This window comes from Tepidimonas charontis (assembly GCF_007556685.1).
GTDB lineage: Bacteria > Pseudomonadota > Gammaproteobacteria > Burkholderiales > Burkholderiaceae_C > Tepidimonas > Tepidimonas charontis.
In genome coordinates this window covers 57658-72296 of record NZ_VJON01000004.1, presented here as the reverse complement: position 1 = coordinate 72296, position 14639 = coordinate 57658, and the positions used below count along the sequence as shown (strand labels likewise).

Annotated in this window: 13 protein-coding genes; 6 read left to right on the top strand and 7 right to left on the bottom strand. The window is 64.9% G+C overall.

The annotated features are described in order from the left end of the window. Positions 1–89 precede the first annotated feature (89 nt). The 4 genes from Tchar_RS02385 (at position 90) to Tchar_RS13890 (ending at position 3646) form a co-directional block, all read left to right on the top strand. Positions 90–896, top strand: a complete 807-nt coding sequence (locus Tchar_RS02385) for a DUF2189 domain-containing protein (protein WP_144327495.1) — start codon at positions 90–92, stop codon at positions 894–896. An 8-nt stretch (positions 897–904) separates the two neighbouring features. Continuing rightward, on the top strand, positions 905–1126 hold the full coding sequence (locus Tchar_RS02380; RefSeq protein ID WP_144327494.1) for a DUF2788 domain-containing protein: 222 nt from the start codon (positions 905–907) through the stop codon (positions 1124–1126). A 102-nt stretch (positions 1127–1228) separates the two neighbouring features. Next, complete coding sequence (locus Tchar_RS14225; protein ID WP_408033530.1) at positions 1229–2089, top strand: hypothetical protein; 861 nt, start codon at positions 1229–1231, stop codon at positions 2087–2089. Between the two features lie 6 nt (positions 2090–2095). Then, the gene (locus tag Tchar_RS13890) at positions 2096–3646 is read left to right on the top strand and encodes a GspE/PulE family protein (RefSeq protein WP_408033529.1); all 1551 of its coding nucleotides are present in this window, start codon (positions 2096–2098) and stop codon (positions 3644–3646) included. Positions 3647–3684: 38 nt separating this feature from the next. On the opposite strand, the gene Tchar_RS02370 is transcribed toward Tchar_RS13890, so the two are convergent. From Tchar_RS02370 to Tchar_RS02350, 5 genes are all read right to left on the bottom strand, one after another. Continuing rightward, complete coding sequence (locus tag Tchar_RS02370; protein ID WP_144327493.1) at positions 3685–4950, bottom strand: acyl-CoA dehydrogenase family protein; 1266 nt, start codon at positions 4948–4950, stop codon at positions 3685–3687. Positions 4951–5029: 79 nt separating this feature from the next. Continuing rightward, positions 5030–6091 (bottom strand): phosphotransferase, encoded by a 1062-nt coding sequence (locus tag Tchar_RS02365; protein ID WP_236640119.1) that lies wholly within the window; start codon positions 6089–6091, stop codon positions 5030–5032. Positions 6092–6140: 49 nt separating this feature from the next. Continuing rightward, complete coding sequence (locus tag Tchar_RS02360; protein WP_144327517.1) at positions 6141–6860, bottom strand: Crp/Fnr family transcriptional regulator; 720 nt, start codon at positions 6858–6860, stop codon at positions 6141–6143. Between the two features lie 69 nt (positions 6861–6929). Then, positions 6930–7709 carry an oxepin-CoA hydrolase, alternative type gene (locus Tchar_RS02355; protein ID WP_144327491.1) on the bottom strand — a complete coding sequence of 260 codons (780 nt, stop codon included), beginning with the start codon at positions 7707–7709 and terminating at the stop codon, positions 6930–6932. A 6-nt stretch (positions 7710–7715) separates the two neighbouring features. Then, positions 7716–9251, bottom strand: a complete 1536-nt coding sequence (locus Tchar_RS02350) for a 3-hydroxyacyl-CoA dehydrogenase (protein WP_144327490.1) — start codon at positions 9249–9251, stop codon at positions 7716–7718. A gap of 818 nt (positions 9252–10069) precedes the next feature. Here Tchar_RS02350 and Tchar_RS02345 point away from each other — a divergent pair. Next, entirely contained in the window at positions 10070–11122 is a 1053-nt protein-coding gene (locus Tchar_RS02345) for a hypothetical protein (protein WP_144327489.1), read from the top strand. Between the two features lie 116 nt (positions 11123–11238). On the opposite strand, the gene Tchar_RS02340 is transcribed toward Tchar_RS02345, so the two are convergent. After that, complete coding sequence (locus Tchar_RS02340; RefSeq protein ID WP_144327488.1) at positions 11239–12252, bottom strand: D-2-hydroxyacid dehydrogenase family protein; 1014 nt, start codon at positions 12250–12252, stop codon at positions 11239–11241. 86 nt (positions 12253–12338) lie between these two features. Here Tchar_RS02340 and Tchar_RS02335 point away from each other — a divergent pair, with 86 nt between their 5' ends. Continuing rightward, entirely contained in the window at positions 12339–13568 is a 1230-nt protein-coding gene (locus Tchar_RS02335; RefSeq protein ID WP_144327487.1) for an MFS transporter, read from the top strand. A gap of 23 nt (positions 13569–13591) precedes the next feature. Here Tchar_RS02335 and Tchar_RS02330 read toward each other — a convergent pair whose 3' ends face one another. Further along, positions 13592–14551, bottom strand: coding sequence for an RsmB/NOP family class I SAM-dependent RNA methyltransferase (locus Tchar_RS02330; protein ID WP_201739276.1), 960 nt, complete (start codon positions 14549–14551; stop codon positions 13592–13594). Positions 14552–14639 lie beyond the last annotated feature (88 nt).

Sequence of the window (14639 nt, the reverse complement as noted above, 5' to 3'; positions counted from 1 at the left end):
GGGCGGATTGTGGTCCAATTCGAGGGCTGGCCGCCCCCAGTCGCAGCAACCACGTCGCTCCTGCGGCTTGCAGATCCTTGGATACTCCGATGACCACCGTTGCTCCTCCCCCCATCGCTGCACCGGCCACGGGCGATTCCGGGCCGCCTTCTCCCTTGGGCTTGACGGCGCCGCTGCGTTGGCTGCAGCAGGGTTGGCGTGACTACCGCCGCAATCCGCTGCCCGGTGTGCTGCATGGCGGTTTGATGGCACTGTTCGGGCTGATTTTGTGGTTTGGCTTGCGCGACCAATTCTGGTTGCTGGCCGGCGCCTTCAGCGGATTTTTGATCATCGCGCCTTTGCTGGCCAGTGGCTTATACGCCGTCAGTTGGTACCTGGAGCGCGGCGAGAAGGTCTGTTGCGCCGAGGTGGTGCAGCTGTGGACCTCGGGAGACCGGCGGCTGATGTCGTTTGGCTTGCTGCTGGCCTTGGCTGGAACCGGTTGGGTGCTGACCTCGGCGGCGCTGATCACGGTGGCGTCGCCGGTGCCGATTCGGACCCCCACCGACTTCGTACGGCACATCGTCCTCGATCCGCAAGTCGGGCTGTTCGAGGTCTGGCTGTTGCTGGGTGCGGCGCTGGCTGCGCCGGTGTTTGCCTCCAGTGTCATGACCCTGCCCATGCTGGTGGACACCCGTACTCCCCTGTGGCAAGCGGTGGGCGAGAGTTGGCGTGCCGTGGGCAGCCAGCCCGTGGTGATGGGCTTGTGGGCACTGTGTATCGTGCTACTGGTCGCAGTGGGCATGGCCCTGATGATGGTCGGCCTGGTGCTGACCGTGCCGGTGCTGGCCTATGCCAGCTGGCATGCCTACCGGGATTTCGAGCGCGCCGGGCTGATTCGGCCGGTGCGGGGATGATATCGTCGATGGATGCCACCCTGTTTGGTTACACCGAGGCGCAGATCGCGCAATTCGGCCTCACGTTCGGCGTGGGGGCTTTCATTTTGTACATGTTGTTCATCGTGCTGAATCTGGCACGCGAATCCAAAGCGGGCAAATTTGGCACGTTCGTCCTGTTTTTGGTGCTGTCCCTTGGCATACTGGGGTTTATCGCCAAGAACATCATCCAGTGGGTGATGGGCATGTAACGTCGCGGCTCGAGCTCCTTCGTTTCCAGAAGCAATGGATGTCGCCAGTGGTCGCCATGGGTCAGCAATGGTGGACATCCAGCGAGGGAGGCAAAAGAACATATGACGCTCAATGCAACCTTTGTGATTCCTCATCGCAGCATCGATGAGAGCTACACGGTGGGTGAGCCGGTGTTGGCGGCTGCCGTCGAAGGCTGGAACGGGCGCGTCATCGAGGGCCGCTTGGTCGATTTTCAGCCCGCGAATGAAACGCTGAAACTGCTGCTGACGGGACACGCGCGCCCGGTATCGCTGCGCTTCGCGCAGGTCAAGCGCTTGCGCATTCCGCCGCGGTCCGACGCGCCGCCACCCTTTTTGCCCTCGGGGTTCGCCGACGAGGCGTCGCGCCCCTTCGCGGTGCGCTTGCGCGATGGCTCCGTATACGCCGGTTTGTGCCACGACTGTCGCCGGCACCCCTATGGTGTTTGGCTTTTTCCGCGCGTCGTTGCCAGTGACGACCCGGAGCGCGTTTTTCTGCCCAAGCAGGCCATTGCCAGCCTGGAATTGCGCCGCGATGACGGCGTGTGGGCGGGCGATAGCGGTTTCGGGCAGTCCTTGCTGGAGCCCGACGACGCCGAAATACCGCTGGAGGCAACCGTATCGGCGCCCCCGATGGTGGAGACGCCCGAGCAGCTGAAAGAGGCGTTGGAGCGGCAGGCCCGGCTCAAACCGGTGCCGATCGGGGAAGCCCTCGTGGGGCTGGGGAAACTGACCGCGGCGCAGTTGCGGCAGGCGCTCGAGCGACAAAAGCGGGAGCCCAACCAGCCTTTGGGCCAGATGCTGGTGCAGATGGGCCTGATTCAGCCGGCCGATTTGCAGGTGGCGCTCGCGCGCAAGATGGGCTACCCGTTCGTCGATGTGCGCAAATTTCCGGTCGACGCGGCGGCGCTGCGTCTGGTGCCGGCGCCGCTGGCGGCGCGTTAGCGCGTATTGCCGTTGGCGTTGCTGGATTCGGCGTTGGTGGTGGCCATGCCTGATCCGCTGCAGTTCAAAGCCATCGATGAGCTCGAGTTCACTGCGCAACGCAAGGTCGTTCCCGTGGTGGGAGTCGTCGCCGATATTCAGCCGCGCATTGCCGAAGCGTATCGGGCCTTGGGCTTGAGCGACGACGGCGGCGCGCCTTCCCAGCCCGCCACGACGACGGCGTCGGAGCGCAACGCCGAGACCAGGCAGCTGGTGGCCGAACTGGCTGGCGACAACACCGGCGGTCTGGCAGAAGAACGCCCCATCGAGCAGTCTGACAATACGCTGGTCAGGCTCGTCAAGTCGATGATCATCGAGGCGTTCCATCAGCGCGCCTCGGACATCCATATCGAGCCCTATCCTGGGCGCGAGAAAGTGGTGATTCGCTTCCGTGTCGATGGGGAGCTGCGCCCTTATTTGGAGGTGCCATCCAACTACCGCAACGCGCTGGTGGCGCGCATCAAGGTGATGTGCGATTTGGATATCTCGGAGCGGCGCAAGCCGCAGGACGGCAAGATCCATTTCCGCCGCTTCGGCGGCTTACCGATCGAGTTGCGGGTGACTACGATCCCGACCGCCGACGGCCTGGAGGACGTGGTCATGCGCATCCTCCACTCGACCGAAGCGCTTCCTCTGGAAGGGCTGCTCTTGAGCGCAAGCAATCTGGCCGCCATCGAGCGTGTGCTCAGCCGTCCCCATGGTTTGTTGCTGTGTGTCGGGCCCACGGGATCGGGCAAGACCACCACTTTGCATGCAGCACTCAAGCGCCTGAACACGCCCAACCGCAAGATCTGGACCGCTGAAGATCCGGTTGAAATCACCCAACGCGGTCTGCGTCAAATCCAGGTCAACCCCAAAATCGGGTGGACGTTCGCCAACGCCCTGAGGGCACTGTTGCGTGCCGACCCCGACGTGATCATGGTGGGCGAAATCCGCGACGCCGAGACCGCCGAGATGGCCGTGGAAGCTTTGCTCACCGGCCACTTCGTGATGTCGACGCTGCACACCAACTCCGCCGCCGAGACCATCATGCGGCTGCGCGATCTGGGCGTCGATCCGTTTTCCTTCGCCGACTCACTGCAGGCCATCTTGGCGCAACGGTTGGTGCGGCGGCTGTGCCCGATGTGTGTTCGGCACGATCCCATACCACGGGAGCGCCTACAGGAAATAATTCAAGACTATCAGGCCCAGTTGCCGCCGCAGCATCCCCTGCGCGATGCCAACGCCTTGGAGCGCGATTGGCGCCAGCACTTCAGCCGTGATGGCGAACTGTGTCTGGGACATGCGCCGGGGTGTTCCGAATGCGGCCACACCGGCTACCGCGGCCGCATGGCACTGCACGAGTTGCTCGTGACTTCACCGGCGCTGCGGCATCTGGTACAAACCGGCGCCTCCTCGGCGACGCTGCTGGCGCAGGCGATCCATGATGGGATGCGCACGCTGCGCCAAGACGGCATCGAAAAGGCATTGATGGGGCTGACGACGCTGGCCGAGGTCCGCGCCGCCAGCTCCCTGTAGTGGGTGCGTGGGGCTGCGTGAGTGTGCGTGTGCGCGCCTCAGCAGCCGCGCGTGATGGGCATCTCGATCTCTGCCGTCGACCGGGCCAGCGCATATTTGGCCAGCTCCAGCTTGGCGATGGCGTTGCGGTGTACCTCGTCGGGCCCGTCGGCCAGGCGCAAGGTGCGTTGGTTGGCGTAGCTGCGTGCCAGGGGCGTGACCTGCGACACCCCCGCGCCGCCCCAGGCCTGGATGGCCCAGTCGATGACCTTGCAGGCGACGTTGGGCGCCACCACCTTGATCATCGCGATTTCGGCCTTGGCGGCCTTGTTGCCGACCGTGTCCATCATGTAAGCGGCTTTGAGCACGAGTAGGCGTGCTTGCTCGATGAGGCAGCGCGCCTCGGCGATGCGTTCGTGCCAGATGGTTTGGGCGGCGATGGCTTTGCCGAAGGCGATGCGTTGGCTCAGGCGTTGGCACATCAGCTCCAGTGCCCGCTCGGCCGCACCGATGGAGCGCATGCAGTGGTGGATACGGCCTGGCCCCAGCCGCCCCTGGGCGATTTCGAAGCCACGTCCTTCGCCCAGCAGGATGTGGTCGGCTGGCACGCGCACGTTTTCCAGCACCACTTCCATGTGTCCGTGGGGGGCGTCGTCGTAGCCGAACACCGACAGTGCGCGCACGATGCGGATGCCTGGGCTATCGGCAGGCACCACGATCATCGACTGTTGGGCGTGACGGGGAGCGTGCGGATTGGTCTTGCCCATCACGATGAAGACGGCGCAGCGCGGATCGCCGGCGCCGGAGGACCACCACTTGTGGCCATTGATGACGTAGTGATCGCCGTCGCGTTCGATGCGGCACTGGATGTTGGTGGCGTCGGAGGACGCCACCTCCGGCTCGGTCATCAAAAAGGCGGAGCGGATCTCGCCGCGCAGCAGCGGCTCGAGCCAGCGGTCTTTGAGGGCTTCGCTGGCGTAGCGCTCCAGCGTTTCCATATTGCCGGTGTCGGGGGCCGAGCAGTTGAACACTTCAGCCGCCCAGGGCACGCGCCCCATGATTTCGCACAATGGTGCGTACTCCAGATTGCTCAGGCCCTCGGGGGCGCGCGGCGAATTGGGCAAAAACAGATTCCACAGTCCGGCCGCACGCGCCTTGGGCTTGAGTTCTTCGATCAGGCGGGTGGGCTGCCAGGGGTTGCCAGCGGCGCGGTTGGCCTCTACCTCGGACTCGAAGCGCTCCTCGTTGGGGTAGATGTGCTCATCCATGAACGCCATCAGGCGTTCGCGCAGCGCTTGTACGCGGGGGCTGTAGGCGAAGTCCATATCGGGGCTCCTGGAGGCTGTCGAAGGAAAGGGAACAGGGGCGAGGGGGCGAAGGAGGCGCCGGGGGCGGGCGCTGCGCTCAGCCGTAGCGCTGCGCGAATTGCCAGGCGAGCTGGGCCAGCGGGCGCGCGCCCGCCGCGCTTTGCCGTGCCTGGGCACTGGAGGCGATACCGAGCTCGACGCGTTTGGCGATGCCCTGCAAAATGGCCGCCAGCCGAAAGGCGTTGTAAGCCAGATAAAACGGCCAGTCGCGCCGCAATGCTTGTGGCGTGACAAAGCCCGTGTGCGCGCAGTAGTGTTCGATATATTCGTCTTCGGACGGGATGCCCAGGGCCGCCCAATCCAACCCGGCGATACCGCGAAACGCCCCGGGCGCAATGTGCCACGACATACAGTGGTAGCTGAAGTCGGCCAACGGATGGCCGAGCGTGGACAGCTCCCAGTCGAGCACCGCCACGATGCGCGGCTCATGTGGATGAAACATCAGGTTGTCGAGCCGGTAGTCGCCGTGCACGATGCTGACCCAGCGGTCATCGCGCGCCGATTCCGGCAGATGCTGCGGCAGCCACGCCATCAGCGCATCCATCTCGGCAATGGGCTCGGTGATGGAGGCCACGTATTGCTTGCTCCAGCGCGCGATCTGGCGCTCGAAGTAGTTGCCCGGCTTGCCATAGTCGCTCAATCCGACGGCCTGCACATCGACCCGGTGCAGCGCAGCGAGCACCCGGTTCATTTCCAGATAGTGCGCACGGCGCTCGGCAGGCGTCATTCCGGGCAGCGATTGGTCCCACAACACGCGGCCCGCCACATGCTCCATCACGTAGAAGGCGCGCCCGATGACGGATTCGTCTTCACACAGCACGAACATGCGCGGCACTGGCACCGTGCTGCCAGCCAGCGCCTGCATGACGCGGAACTCGCGCTCGATGGCGTGGGCCGAGGGCAGCAGCTTGGCCACCGGTCCGGGTTTGGTGCGCATCACATACGCACGCTGCGGCGTGTGCAGGTGGTAGGTGGGGTTGGATTGCCCGCCGGGAAATTTTTCGATGCGCAGCGGTCCGTGAAAACCGGGCAAATGCGCCTGCAGCCAGCGCTGCAGCGCTGCTGTGTCCAGTGGGTGGGCAGTGGGGTCGTGGGTCATGGCTGGCATGTGCGGGGAAGGGTCCCGCAGCCGCCATGGCCGCTGCGGGTCAGGGTTCGGATTCGACGATGCGCATGAGCGCCGAGCGGTCGCGTACCACCAACCCACCGGGCTCGATGCGGATGGCGCCGTCGCGCTCCATGGTCTTGAGCTCTTGGTTCACACGCTGGCGCGAGGCCCCCAGCAGTTGGGCCAGTTCCTCTTGCGCCAGGTGCAAACCGATACGGATTTCGTTGCCCTGCGACAGGCATGGCACGCCGTAGGAGCGACTCAGATGCAGCAGCTGCTTGGCCAGACGTGCCCGCAAGGGCAGGGTGTTGAGATCCTCCACCAGCCCGAACAGGGTCCGAATGCGGCGCGCCTGCAGCCGCAGCAAAGCCTCGTAGAGCTCGACGTGTTGCTCCAAGATGCGCTGGAAGTCGCTGCGCGCCACGCACAGCAGGGTGGTGGCCCCATGGGCGTATGCGTCGTGCGTGCGCGCGTCGCCGTCGAACATCGCCACATCGCCGAACCACACCCCGGGCTCCACATAGGTCAGCGTGATCTGCTTGCCCGTGATCGAGGTCGAGCTCACCCGCACCGCTCCCTTGGCCACGGCGCTCCATACCGTGGGCGGGTCGCCGCGGGCCGCGATCAGCTCGCCATCGGCATAGCGTTTGACAAAGGCACATCGCAGAATGTCGTGACGCAGGGAAGGGGACAGACTCGAAAACCAGCGGCCACCGTTGATGGCCTGCCGTTCCTCCATTGTCAGGATCGGTTCATCCAGCGGCTGTCGTGTGAGCGACTGCAGGGGCATCGGTCGGTCTCCTCGGTGACACGGACGGTGGCCACACCCTCAGCGGTAGCTGGGCGTGCGCTTGTCCAAAAAGGCGCGTATGCCTTCGCCGGCGTTGGGGTGGTGCAAATTGCGCACGAAGTGGTCGCGCTCCTCGCGCAGTTGGCGACTCAGGCTGTGCTCCAACGCATCGTTGGCCAAGGCTTTGATGCTGGCCAGGGCATTGGGGGCCTTGGCGTTGAGCTGCTCGCCCAGGTGCAGCGCCTGCTCCAGCGCCTCGCCGGGCGCGCTGACGGCGCTGACCACACCCAGTTGGTGCAGCCGCTCGGCGCCGACGCGCTCGCCCAACATCAGCAACCGCAAGGCGGTGGCGCGCGGTAGCTGGCGCATCAAGCTCCAGGTGGCACCGCCGTCGGGCGACAGGGCCACGTTGACGTAGGCCATCACGAATACGGCGTCGCGAGCGGCCACGATCAGGTCACACGCCAGCGCCAGCGAAAAACCCGCGCCGGCGCAGGCGCCTTCCACCGCCGCCAGCACCGGCTTCGGAAAGCTACGCACCGCCTCGATCCAGCTGTGCAGCGCTTCGATGCTGTCGGCCTGGACCTCGGGGGGCTGCTGCCGGTTGGCCAGCAGCCGCTGCAGGTTGCCGCCAGCGCAAAACGTGCCGCCTTCGCCCGTGATGACCACCGAGCGCACCTCGGCGTTGCGCTCGGCAGCGATCAAGGCTTCGATGCCGGCGACATAGATTTCGGGGCCGAGCGCGTTGCGGTGCTCGGGGTTGTGGATGCTCAGCACCAAGGTCCCGTCGTGACTGTGGGTTTTCAGCGTCGCGCTCATGTCGGCTCACTCCTCGGGGTGGGTCAGGCTCAGGCCCAAGGCGCCACGCCGACGCAACCACGGCGAGGGGCGGTAGCGCATATCGCCATAGACGGTCTGCAAATTGAACAGGATCTCCAGCACGCTGGCGGCGCCGACGCGGTCGCCCATGGCCAACGGCCCGGCGGGGTAGCCCAAGCCCAGCGTCACCGCCGTCTCCAGGTCGGCGGGGGTACAAATACCCTGCTGACAAATATCGGCGGCGATGTTGACGATGGTGGCCAGCACGCGCTGGGTCACGAAGCCGCCGCTGTCGCGAATGACGCTGACGGGCTTGCCATCGCGGGCGAACAATGCATGGGCAGCGGCGCGCATATCGCTGCGCGTGGCCGGGTTGGTGGCGATGACGCGCCGCTTGACCGCGGCATCGGGCAGCAGCATGTCGATGCCGACGGTGCGACCGGGGTCGAGCCGCTCCACCGCCGCGACCGTGGTGACGTCGTGCCCGAGCGGCGCCACCACGATGAGGGCCTGTGGCGAGGGTTGGGCCGTGGTCTCGATCGAGGCGCCCAGGCCGGCGAGCAGCTGCAGCAGTTCGGTGCGCCGAGCGGCGCGTGCCGGCACCCACACCGGTGGCAGTGCGGCCACGTCCGGCACAGGCGGCTCGGGCGGCACCTGGGCCTGACCATCCACGTAGCGATAAAACCCTTCGCCGACCTTGCGTCCCACGACGCCGCCGGCCAAGCGCTGCGCGGCGATGACGCTCGGACGAAAGCGCGGCTCCTCGTAGTACTGGTGGTAGATCGACTCCATCACCGGCTGCGATACATCGAGCGCCGTCAGATCCAGCAGCTCGAACGGCCCCAGGCGAAAACTGCCTTGGTCTTTCAGGATGCGGTCGATGGTGGCGAAGTCGGCCACGCACTCGCCGGCGATGCGCAACGCCTCGGTGATGTAGCCGCGCCCGGCGTGGTTGACGATGAAGCCTGGTGTGTCTTGCGCACGCACCGGCGTGTGACCCATCTGGCGTGCCAAGTCACACAGCCGCTGCACGACTTCCGGGTCGGTCTTCAGACCGCTGACCACCTCCACCACCTTCATCAGTGGCACCGGGTTGAAAAAATGAAAGCCAGCCAGCCGCTGCGGGGTACGCAATCGGCTGCCAATGGCCGTCACCGACAGCGACGAGGTATTGGTGGCCAGCACCGTCGTCGGCGCGACGATGGATTCGAGTTGCTCGAACAACGCCTGCTTGGCATCGAGCCGCTCGACGATGGCTTCGATGACGAGGTCGCATGCCGCCAAGTCGGTCAACCCGCGGACGGGGCGCAGGCGCGCCATACAAGCCGCCGCTTCGGTGGGGGCGAGCCGGCCTTTGTCCACCAAGCGCTGCCACGTCTGTGCCAAGGCCTGCTGGGCGGCCTCGAGGGCCTCGGGCTTGGCGTCCATCAGGCTGACGGTGGCGCCGGCTTGCGCCGCGATTTGCGCGATGCCGCGCCCCATGGCGCCCGTGCCCACCACGCCGATGTTGCAAAAAGACAGTACTGCAGAGGCCTCGGTCATTGTGACTCCCGTGAGTTGAGCCTGAGTTATGACAGAATGCTAGCCGATTCGATCGCGGCTGCGACCGCGTCCCCGCTGTTATGTTCTCATTTGATCCCATGTCTTCGCGCGTAGCGCTGGCTATATTGTTGTTCTTGTCTTTCCACTTCGGTCGTACGCAGACCTTGGGTTGGGCGCAGGGGCCAGTCTTTATCGGTCGTCCGCTGAATATCGTCATTCCAAGCCGCGATACTGCGTCCGATGGCGGCGGGGGTAATGCGTGCGTCCAGGCCAGCGTTCGCTACGGTGACACGCCAGTGCCTGCGGCGGATGTCAGCGTCGAAAGTGAGCGATCCGAAAGAGAAGGCACGGGGCTTTTTCGCGTGCGCTCGAGGGCCCCAGTCGATGAGCCCTACGTGATCGTTGAGTTGCGTGTTGGATGCCCCGTGAAGTTCACACGCACTTACACCCTATTGGCGGACATCGGACCGTCGGAAACGTCCGACGCCGAAGCGCCCCGCGCCGCCTATGTGTCGCCCTCACCAGTGCCGACTGCACCCTCGGCTTCCTCGGTTGTCGAAGTGCCATCCGAATCGATCCGCAGTCTGTGGTCACTTCGAATCGGACGGGCTTTCGTCGAAAGTCGAGATCATCCAGACCATTTGGCACCAGTCGCGGTGTCACCGTATCCGACGCGCTCCACCGTCGTATCTGAACCCGAGGAGGTGACTCCTACCCCAGCACGGCGTGAATCCATGGCGAGACCTCGACCGGCGCAGCCCGCGCGTAAGCCGGCGCCGACAGTCACCCCGCCGTCGCGCCTTGAACTCAGTCCACCGTTGACGAAGGATATCGCTGCCGCCACGCCACCGTCGTCTGGTGTCGACACGAAGCGCGCTTCCGGCGATGACGTCATGTCAGCATCTGCCCAGGGCTCAGAATCGGAGCCGGCCGCGACGTCTCAAGATCCGACTGGACTGTCTGGTCCGGCCATCGAGCCGACGACTGAACCGCAGGGTCCGGTCGTAAAAGCACTCGTGACAGAGGGAGAGATGCCCGCGTCGCCCCAGTCGCCGCCGTCTGAGCCACCGACCGACTCTGCCTTCTCCGGTGCGGATTCTGACCCGGTCCAACTCGCATTGCTGGTGGGCGCCAGCGCCCTAGCGGGCGTGGCGATTTACCTGCGACGCCGACAGCGCAAAAATGCCGTGGCGCAAGGTAAGGAGGAGGGGACACCATTACTGTCAGATTCAAACTGGTTGACCCGTTGGCGAAATTGGCGTCTCCGCAGTAGAGATCGGTTGAATCATTTTCCGTTTCGGCCACGACCCAGTGGCGACGTCTTGGAAGACCGGAATGCAGTCGATGAGCAAACGTCGAGCGCTCGTCTGGTCGCCAATGAAAAGCCATTCGCAACTGGTGGTCAGAAAGATGTCGTCGCGCCGTTGATTGCGCTGTGGGATCGGTTAGATTTCTTCGAATCTTGGGGGCAACCCGAGGAAGCGTTGAGGGATATCGAGGCTTATTTCGAAGGCACTCAGCCGGTCAGTGAGGCACTTTATTTGCGTGCCATCGAGCTTGCCAAGCGTCTGGGCGATCAAAGTGCCTTGGATCGCTTTGCGCAGCGCTACCATTCGGCGTTCGGAACGGCTCCAGAGCTCACCTCGGGACAGCTTTCGCCAGCTCAAGGACTATTGGCAAATCAGGCCATGCTCGAGGAATTACAAGCCCAGTGGCCTCACCGGGCTCGAGAGTGGCTGGAGCATTTCATCCTTTCCACGCCCGAACAGAGGCAGCGGTTTCCTCTGCGTACCCTGGGTGCTTTCGACGATGCGATCGTTCTATATCGCCTACTGGATGAATTGGAATCGCTGCCTGCCAATTTCATATAAATTCGGTATTGTAGGTTCACCATGGATTTTCACTGATTGGCATCGTGGTAATGTCGGCAGCACTCCTCTCATTGTACGGCGATGGTCATTCTTGTCGCCGTTTCGTGGCTGTCATGTCATAATGAGCGTCGTACGTGTAGCGCCCCGGGGTTGACGATGTTGGTGGGGGTGCCCTTGATGTAGTTGACGACGTTGTCGAAGGCAGCGCTGAAATATTTCTCGTAGCTGTCGAGCTCGACGAAGCCGATGTGCGGCGTGCAGACGCAGTTTTCCAGTCGCAGCAGCGCGTGTCCCTGCAAGATCGGCTCCGTTTCGAACACATCGACGGCAGCCATGCCGGGGCGGCCGCGATTGAGCGCGGCCACCAGCGCGTCCGGCGCCACCAGCTCGGCGCGCGCCGTGTTGACGAACAGTGCCGTGGGCTTCATGCGCGACAGATCCTCCAGCGTGATGCAACCGGCGGTGCGCTCGCTCAGGCGCAGATGCACGCTCAGCACGTCGCTGTCGGCAAACAACGCCTCCTTGCTGGGGAATGTGTCGAAACCATCGGCGCGCGCACGGTCGCGGCTGACCTCGCTGCCCCAGACGAGCACGCGCATGCCGAAAGCGCGACCGTAGCCCGCCACCAAGCGGCCGATGCGCCCATAGCCCCATACGCCCAGGGTGCGCCCGTGCAACACCATTCCCAGACCGAAGTTGGTCGGCATCGAGGCCGCCTTCAGCCCCGACTGCTGCCACGCGCCATGTTTGAGATGACCGATGTAGTGGGGCAATCGGCGCATGGCGGCCATGATCAGCGCCCAGGTCAGTTCGGCGGGGGCGATCGGGTCGCCCACCCCCTCGGCCACCGCCACGCCGCGTTCGGTGCAGGCCTGCACGTCGATATGACGCCCAACCGCGCCAGTCTGCGAAATCAGCTTCAGGCGCGGCAATTTTTCCAACAGCTGGCGCGTGATATGGGTGCGCTCGCGAATCAAGACGACGATGTCGGCATCGCGCAACCGCACCGACAGTTGACCAACCCCCTTGACATTGTTGGTGTACACCTTGGCCGGATACGGGTCGAGCTTGTGAGCGCAGGTCAGCTTGCGCACCGCGTCTTGGTAATCGTCGAGGATCACGATATTCATGGCTGCCATTGTGCCTGCCCTGTCGCCGATGCGGCGCGGCTTGGCAGCGGCCCGCTCACCTTTCCTCTACCATTGGTGGCATGGGCATGAGCGTTTCTCCGCCGCCGGCTATCGCGTCGGCCGGCCGCCCCCATCCGCCGTGGCAGCGCGATGCCACCGTGATCGGCCTGGTCGGCTTGGCCCACGCCGCCTCGCATTTTTCGCATCTGCTGCTGGCCCCGCTGTTTCCGATTTTCATGCGTGAGTTTGGGCTCACGTTTTCGCAGGTCGGCCTGTTGACGAGCCTGTTTTTTCTGCTTTCCGGGGTTGGGCAGGCCTTGTCCGGCTTTTTGGTGGACCGGGTGGGCGCGCGGCCGGTGTTGTTTGCTGCGATCGCCTTGTTCATGGGCTCGGCGCTATCGACGGCGTTGGCGGACGGCTATCCAGACTTGCTGCTGGCAGCTGTGTTGGCGGGATTGGGCAATGCCCCCTTTCACCCGGTGGACTTTTCGATTCTGAATCAACGGGTGTCACCGCAGCGCTTGGGGTATGCGTTCAGCGCCCATGGGCTCACCGGCAATCTGGGCTGGGCGCTGGCGCCGGTGTTTCTGGTGGGCATAACCGCATTGAGTCATTGGCGGGTGGCGTACTGGGCCGCCGTCGCGGTCTATGCGGTGGTGTGGGGTCTGCTGTGGTGGCAGCGTGAGCACCTCACGACCGAGGTGGTGGGGCGGGCGGCAGGCGCGACGCGGGCGGACGATTTGGCGTTTCTGCGTCTGCCGGTGGTGTGGGCGTGCTTTGGCTTCTTTATGCTGTCGACGATGACCTTGGCGGTGGTGCAAACCTATGCCAGCCCCATTTTGCAAGCGATGCACGGGGTGCCGCTGGAGACGGCTGCGTTGACGGTGACTGCCTATATGCTTGCCGGGGCCGTGGGGATGCTGGCAGGCGGCTTCGTGGCGGTGCGGGTGCCGGCGGTGGATCGCGTGGTTGCCGCGACACTGGCGGCAGGTGCGGCCTTGCTGTTACTGGCGGCCACCGGTTGGCTGGGTGGCTGGGGCTCGATGGCGCTGTTGGCGATCACGGGTTTTGCCGTCGGCATCGGCGGGCCGAGCCGGGATTTACTCATCAAGCGGGCAACACCCAAGGGGGCGACGGGGCGCGTCTATGGATTGGTGTATTCCGGCCTGGACACCGGGTTTGCGCTGGCACCGCTGGTGTTCGGGGTATTGATGGATCACGGTTGGTATGCGGCGACATTGGCCGCTGGGGCGGTGACGCTGGCGTTGGCGGTGGTGGCGGCGCTGGCGGTCGGCGGTCGCACCCGGCTGGTGTGAGGCTTGGCACCTTGCCCCAGGCGTCACGAACCTGGGCTGCGTTTGCGCAAGCGGCACAAGAAAAAAGCATCGGTCCACTCGGTGGGGATGATGCGGCGCGCGTGCACGAGGCCAGGGTGCAAGGTCTGCCCAGCCCACTCGGTCAGGCCAGGGACGGCCGGCAGCGGACACGGCCACGGTGCCGGCTCGGGCTGCAAGTCGTCGCGGTGACGCAACAGCACATCCAGTACGCACTCGTTTTCCTCGGGCGACAGCGAACAGGTGCTGTAGACCAATACGCCGCCGGGCTTGAGTGCGTCGGCCGCCGAGGCCAGCAAGCCCGCTTGCACCTGGGCGCTGGCGCGCACTTTGCGTTGGCTCCAGTGGGCCCACGAGCGCGGGTCCAGCCGCGTGATCTGCGCCTCCGACGAACACGGCGCATCCAGCAGCACGCGGTCGAAGCGCTGTGGCACCAGCCGCCCCACCTGGCGTCCGTCCTTCAGATACAGCTGTGTATTGCGCACCCCTAGCCGCTGCAAATTGGCTTTGAGCCGAAAAAAGCGGGCGCGCACCGGCTCCACCGCTGCGATGCGACCCCGATTGTCCATACACGCCGCCATCAGCGCGGTCTTGCCGCCGGGGGCGGCGGCCAAATCCAAGACCTCTTCGTGCGGCTGCGGCTGCAGGGCCCACACCGCCGCCATGCTGGCGATGCCTTGTATGTACAGACTGCCGTCGGCCACCAGCGAGTGGTGTGTCAGCGCGGTGCGTGCCCGTGGCGGCAGACGAAAAACATCGCTTACGCCGGGTACCGGTTGCACGGGCAGCGCCGCCAGCGCTTGCATGGCTGCGGCGCGGTCCTGCAGACGCAGTGGGTTGAGGCGAAACACCACATCCTTCGCGGTGGTGTAGCTGGCCAGCGCCTGCGCTTGCCACGGGGGTGGGATGACGGCGTGCAGCAAAGCCTCGAAGGCGGGCGGCAAGGGCGGCAGGGAGTCAGGCACCGCCGTTGCCTCGGCGGGTGACGGGTGCCTGTTGTTTTCGTGGCCGGCCATGGTGGGGACTGGGCAACGGTAGTCGTCAGCGGGCAAG

What these genes read in the sequence shown, in the direction of transcription:
- Tchar_RS02385 (WP_144327495.1), top strand. Translation starts at nt 90, where the DNA reads ATGACCACCGTTGCTCCTCCCCCCATCGCTGCACCGGCCACGGGCGAT.
- Tchar_RS02380 (WP_144327494.1), top strand. Translation starts at nt 905, where the DNA reads ATGGATGCCACCCTGTTTGGTTACACCGAGGCGCAGATCGCGCAATTC.
- Tchar_RS14225 (WP_408033530.1), top strand. Translation starts at nt 1,229, where the DNA reads ATGACGCTCAATGCAACCTTTGTGATTCCTCATCGCAGCATCGATGAG.
- Tchar_RS02370 (WP_144327493.1), bottom strand. Translation starts at nt 4,950, where the DNA reads ATGGACTTCGCCTACAGCCCCCGCGTACAAGCGCTGCGCGAACGCCTG.
- Tchar_RS02365 (WP_236640119.1), bottom strand. Translation starts at nt 6,091, where the DNA reads ATGACCCACGACCCCACTGCCCACCCACTGGACACAGCAGCGCTGCAG.
- Tchar_RS02355 (WP_144327491.1), bottom strand. Translation starts at nt 7,709, where the DNA reads ATGAGCGCGACGCTGAAAACCCACAGTCACGACGGGACCTTGGTGCTG.
- Tchar_RS02350 (WP_144327490.1), bottom strand. Translation starts at nt 9,251, where the DNA reads ATGACCGAGGCCTCTGCAGTACTGTCTTTTTGCAACATCGGCGTGGTG.
- Tchar_RS02340 (WP_144327488.1), bottom strand. Translation starts at nt 12,252, where the DNA reads ATGAATATCGTGATCCTCGACGATTACCAAGACGCGGTGCGCAAGCTG.
- Tchar_RS02335 (WP_144327487.1), top strand. Translation starts at nt 12,339, where the DNA reads ATGAGCGTTTCTCCGCCGCCGGCTATCGCGTCGGCCGGCCGCCCCCAT.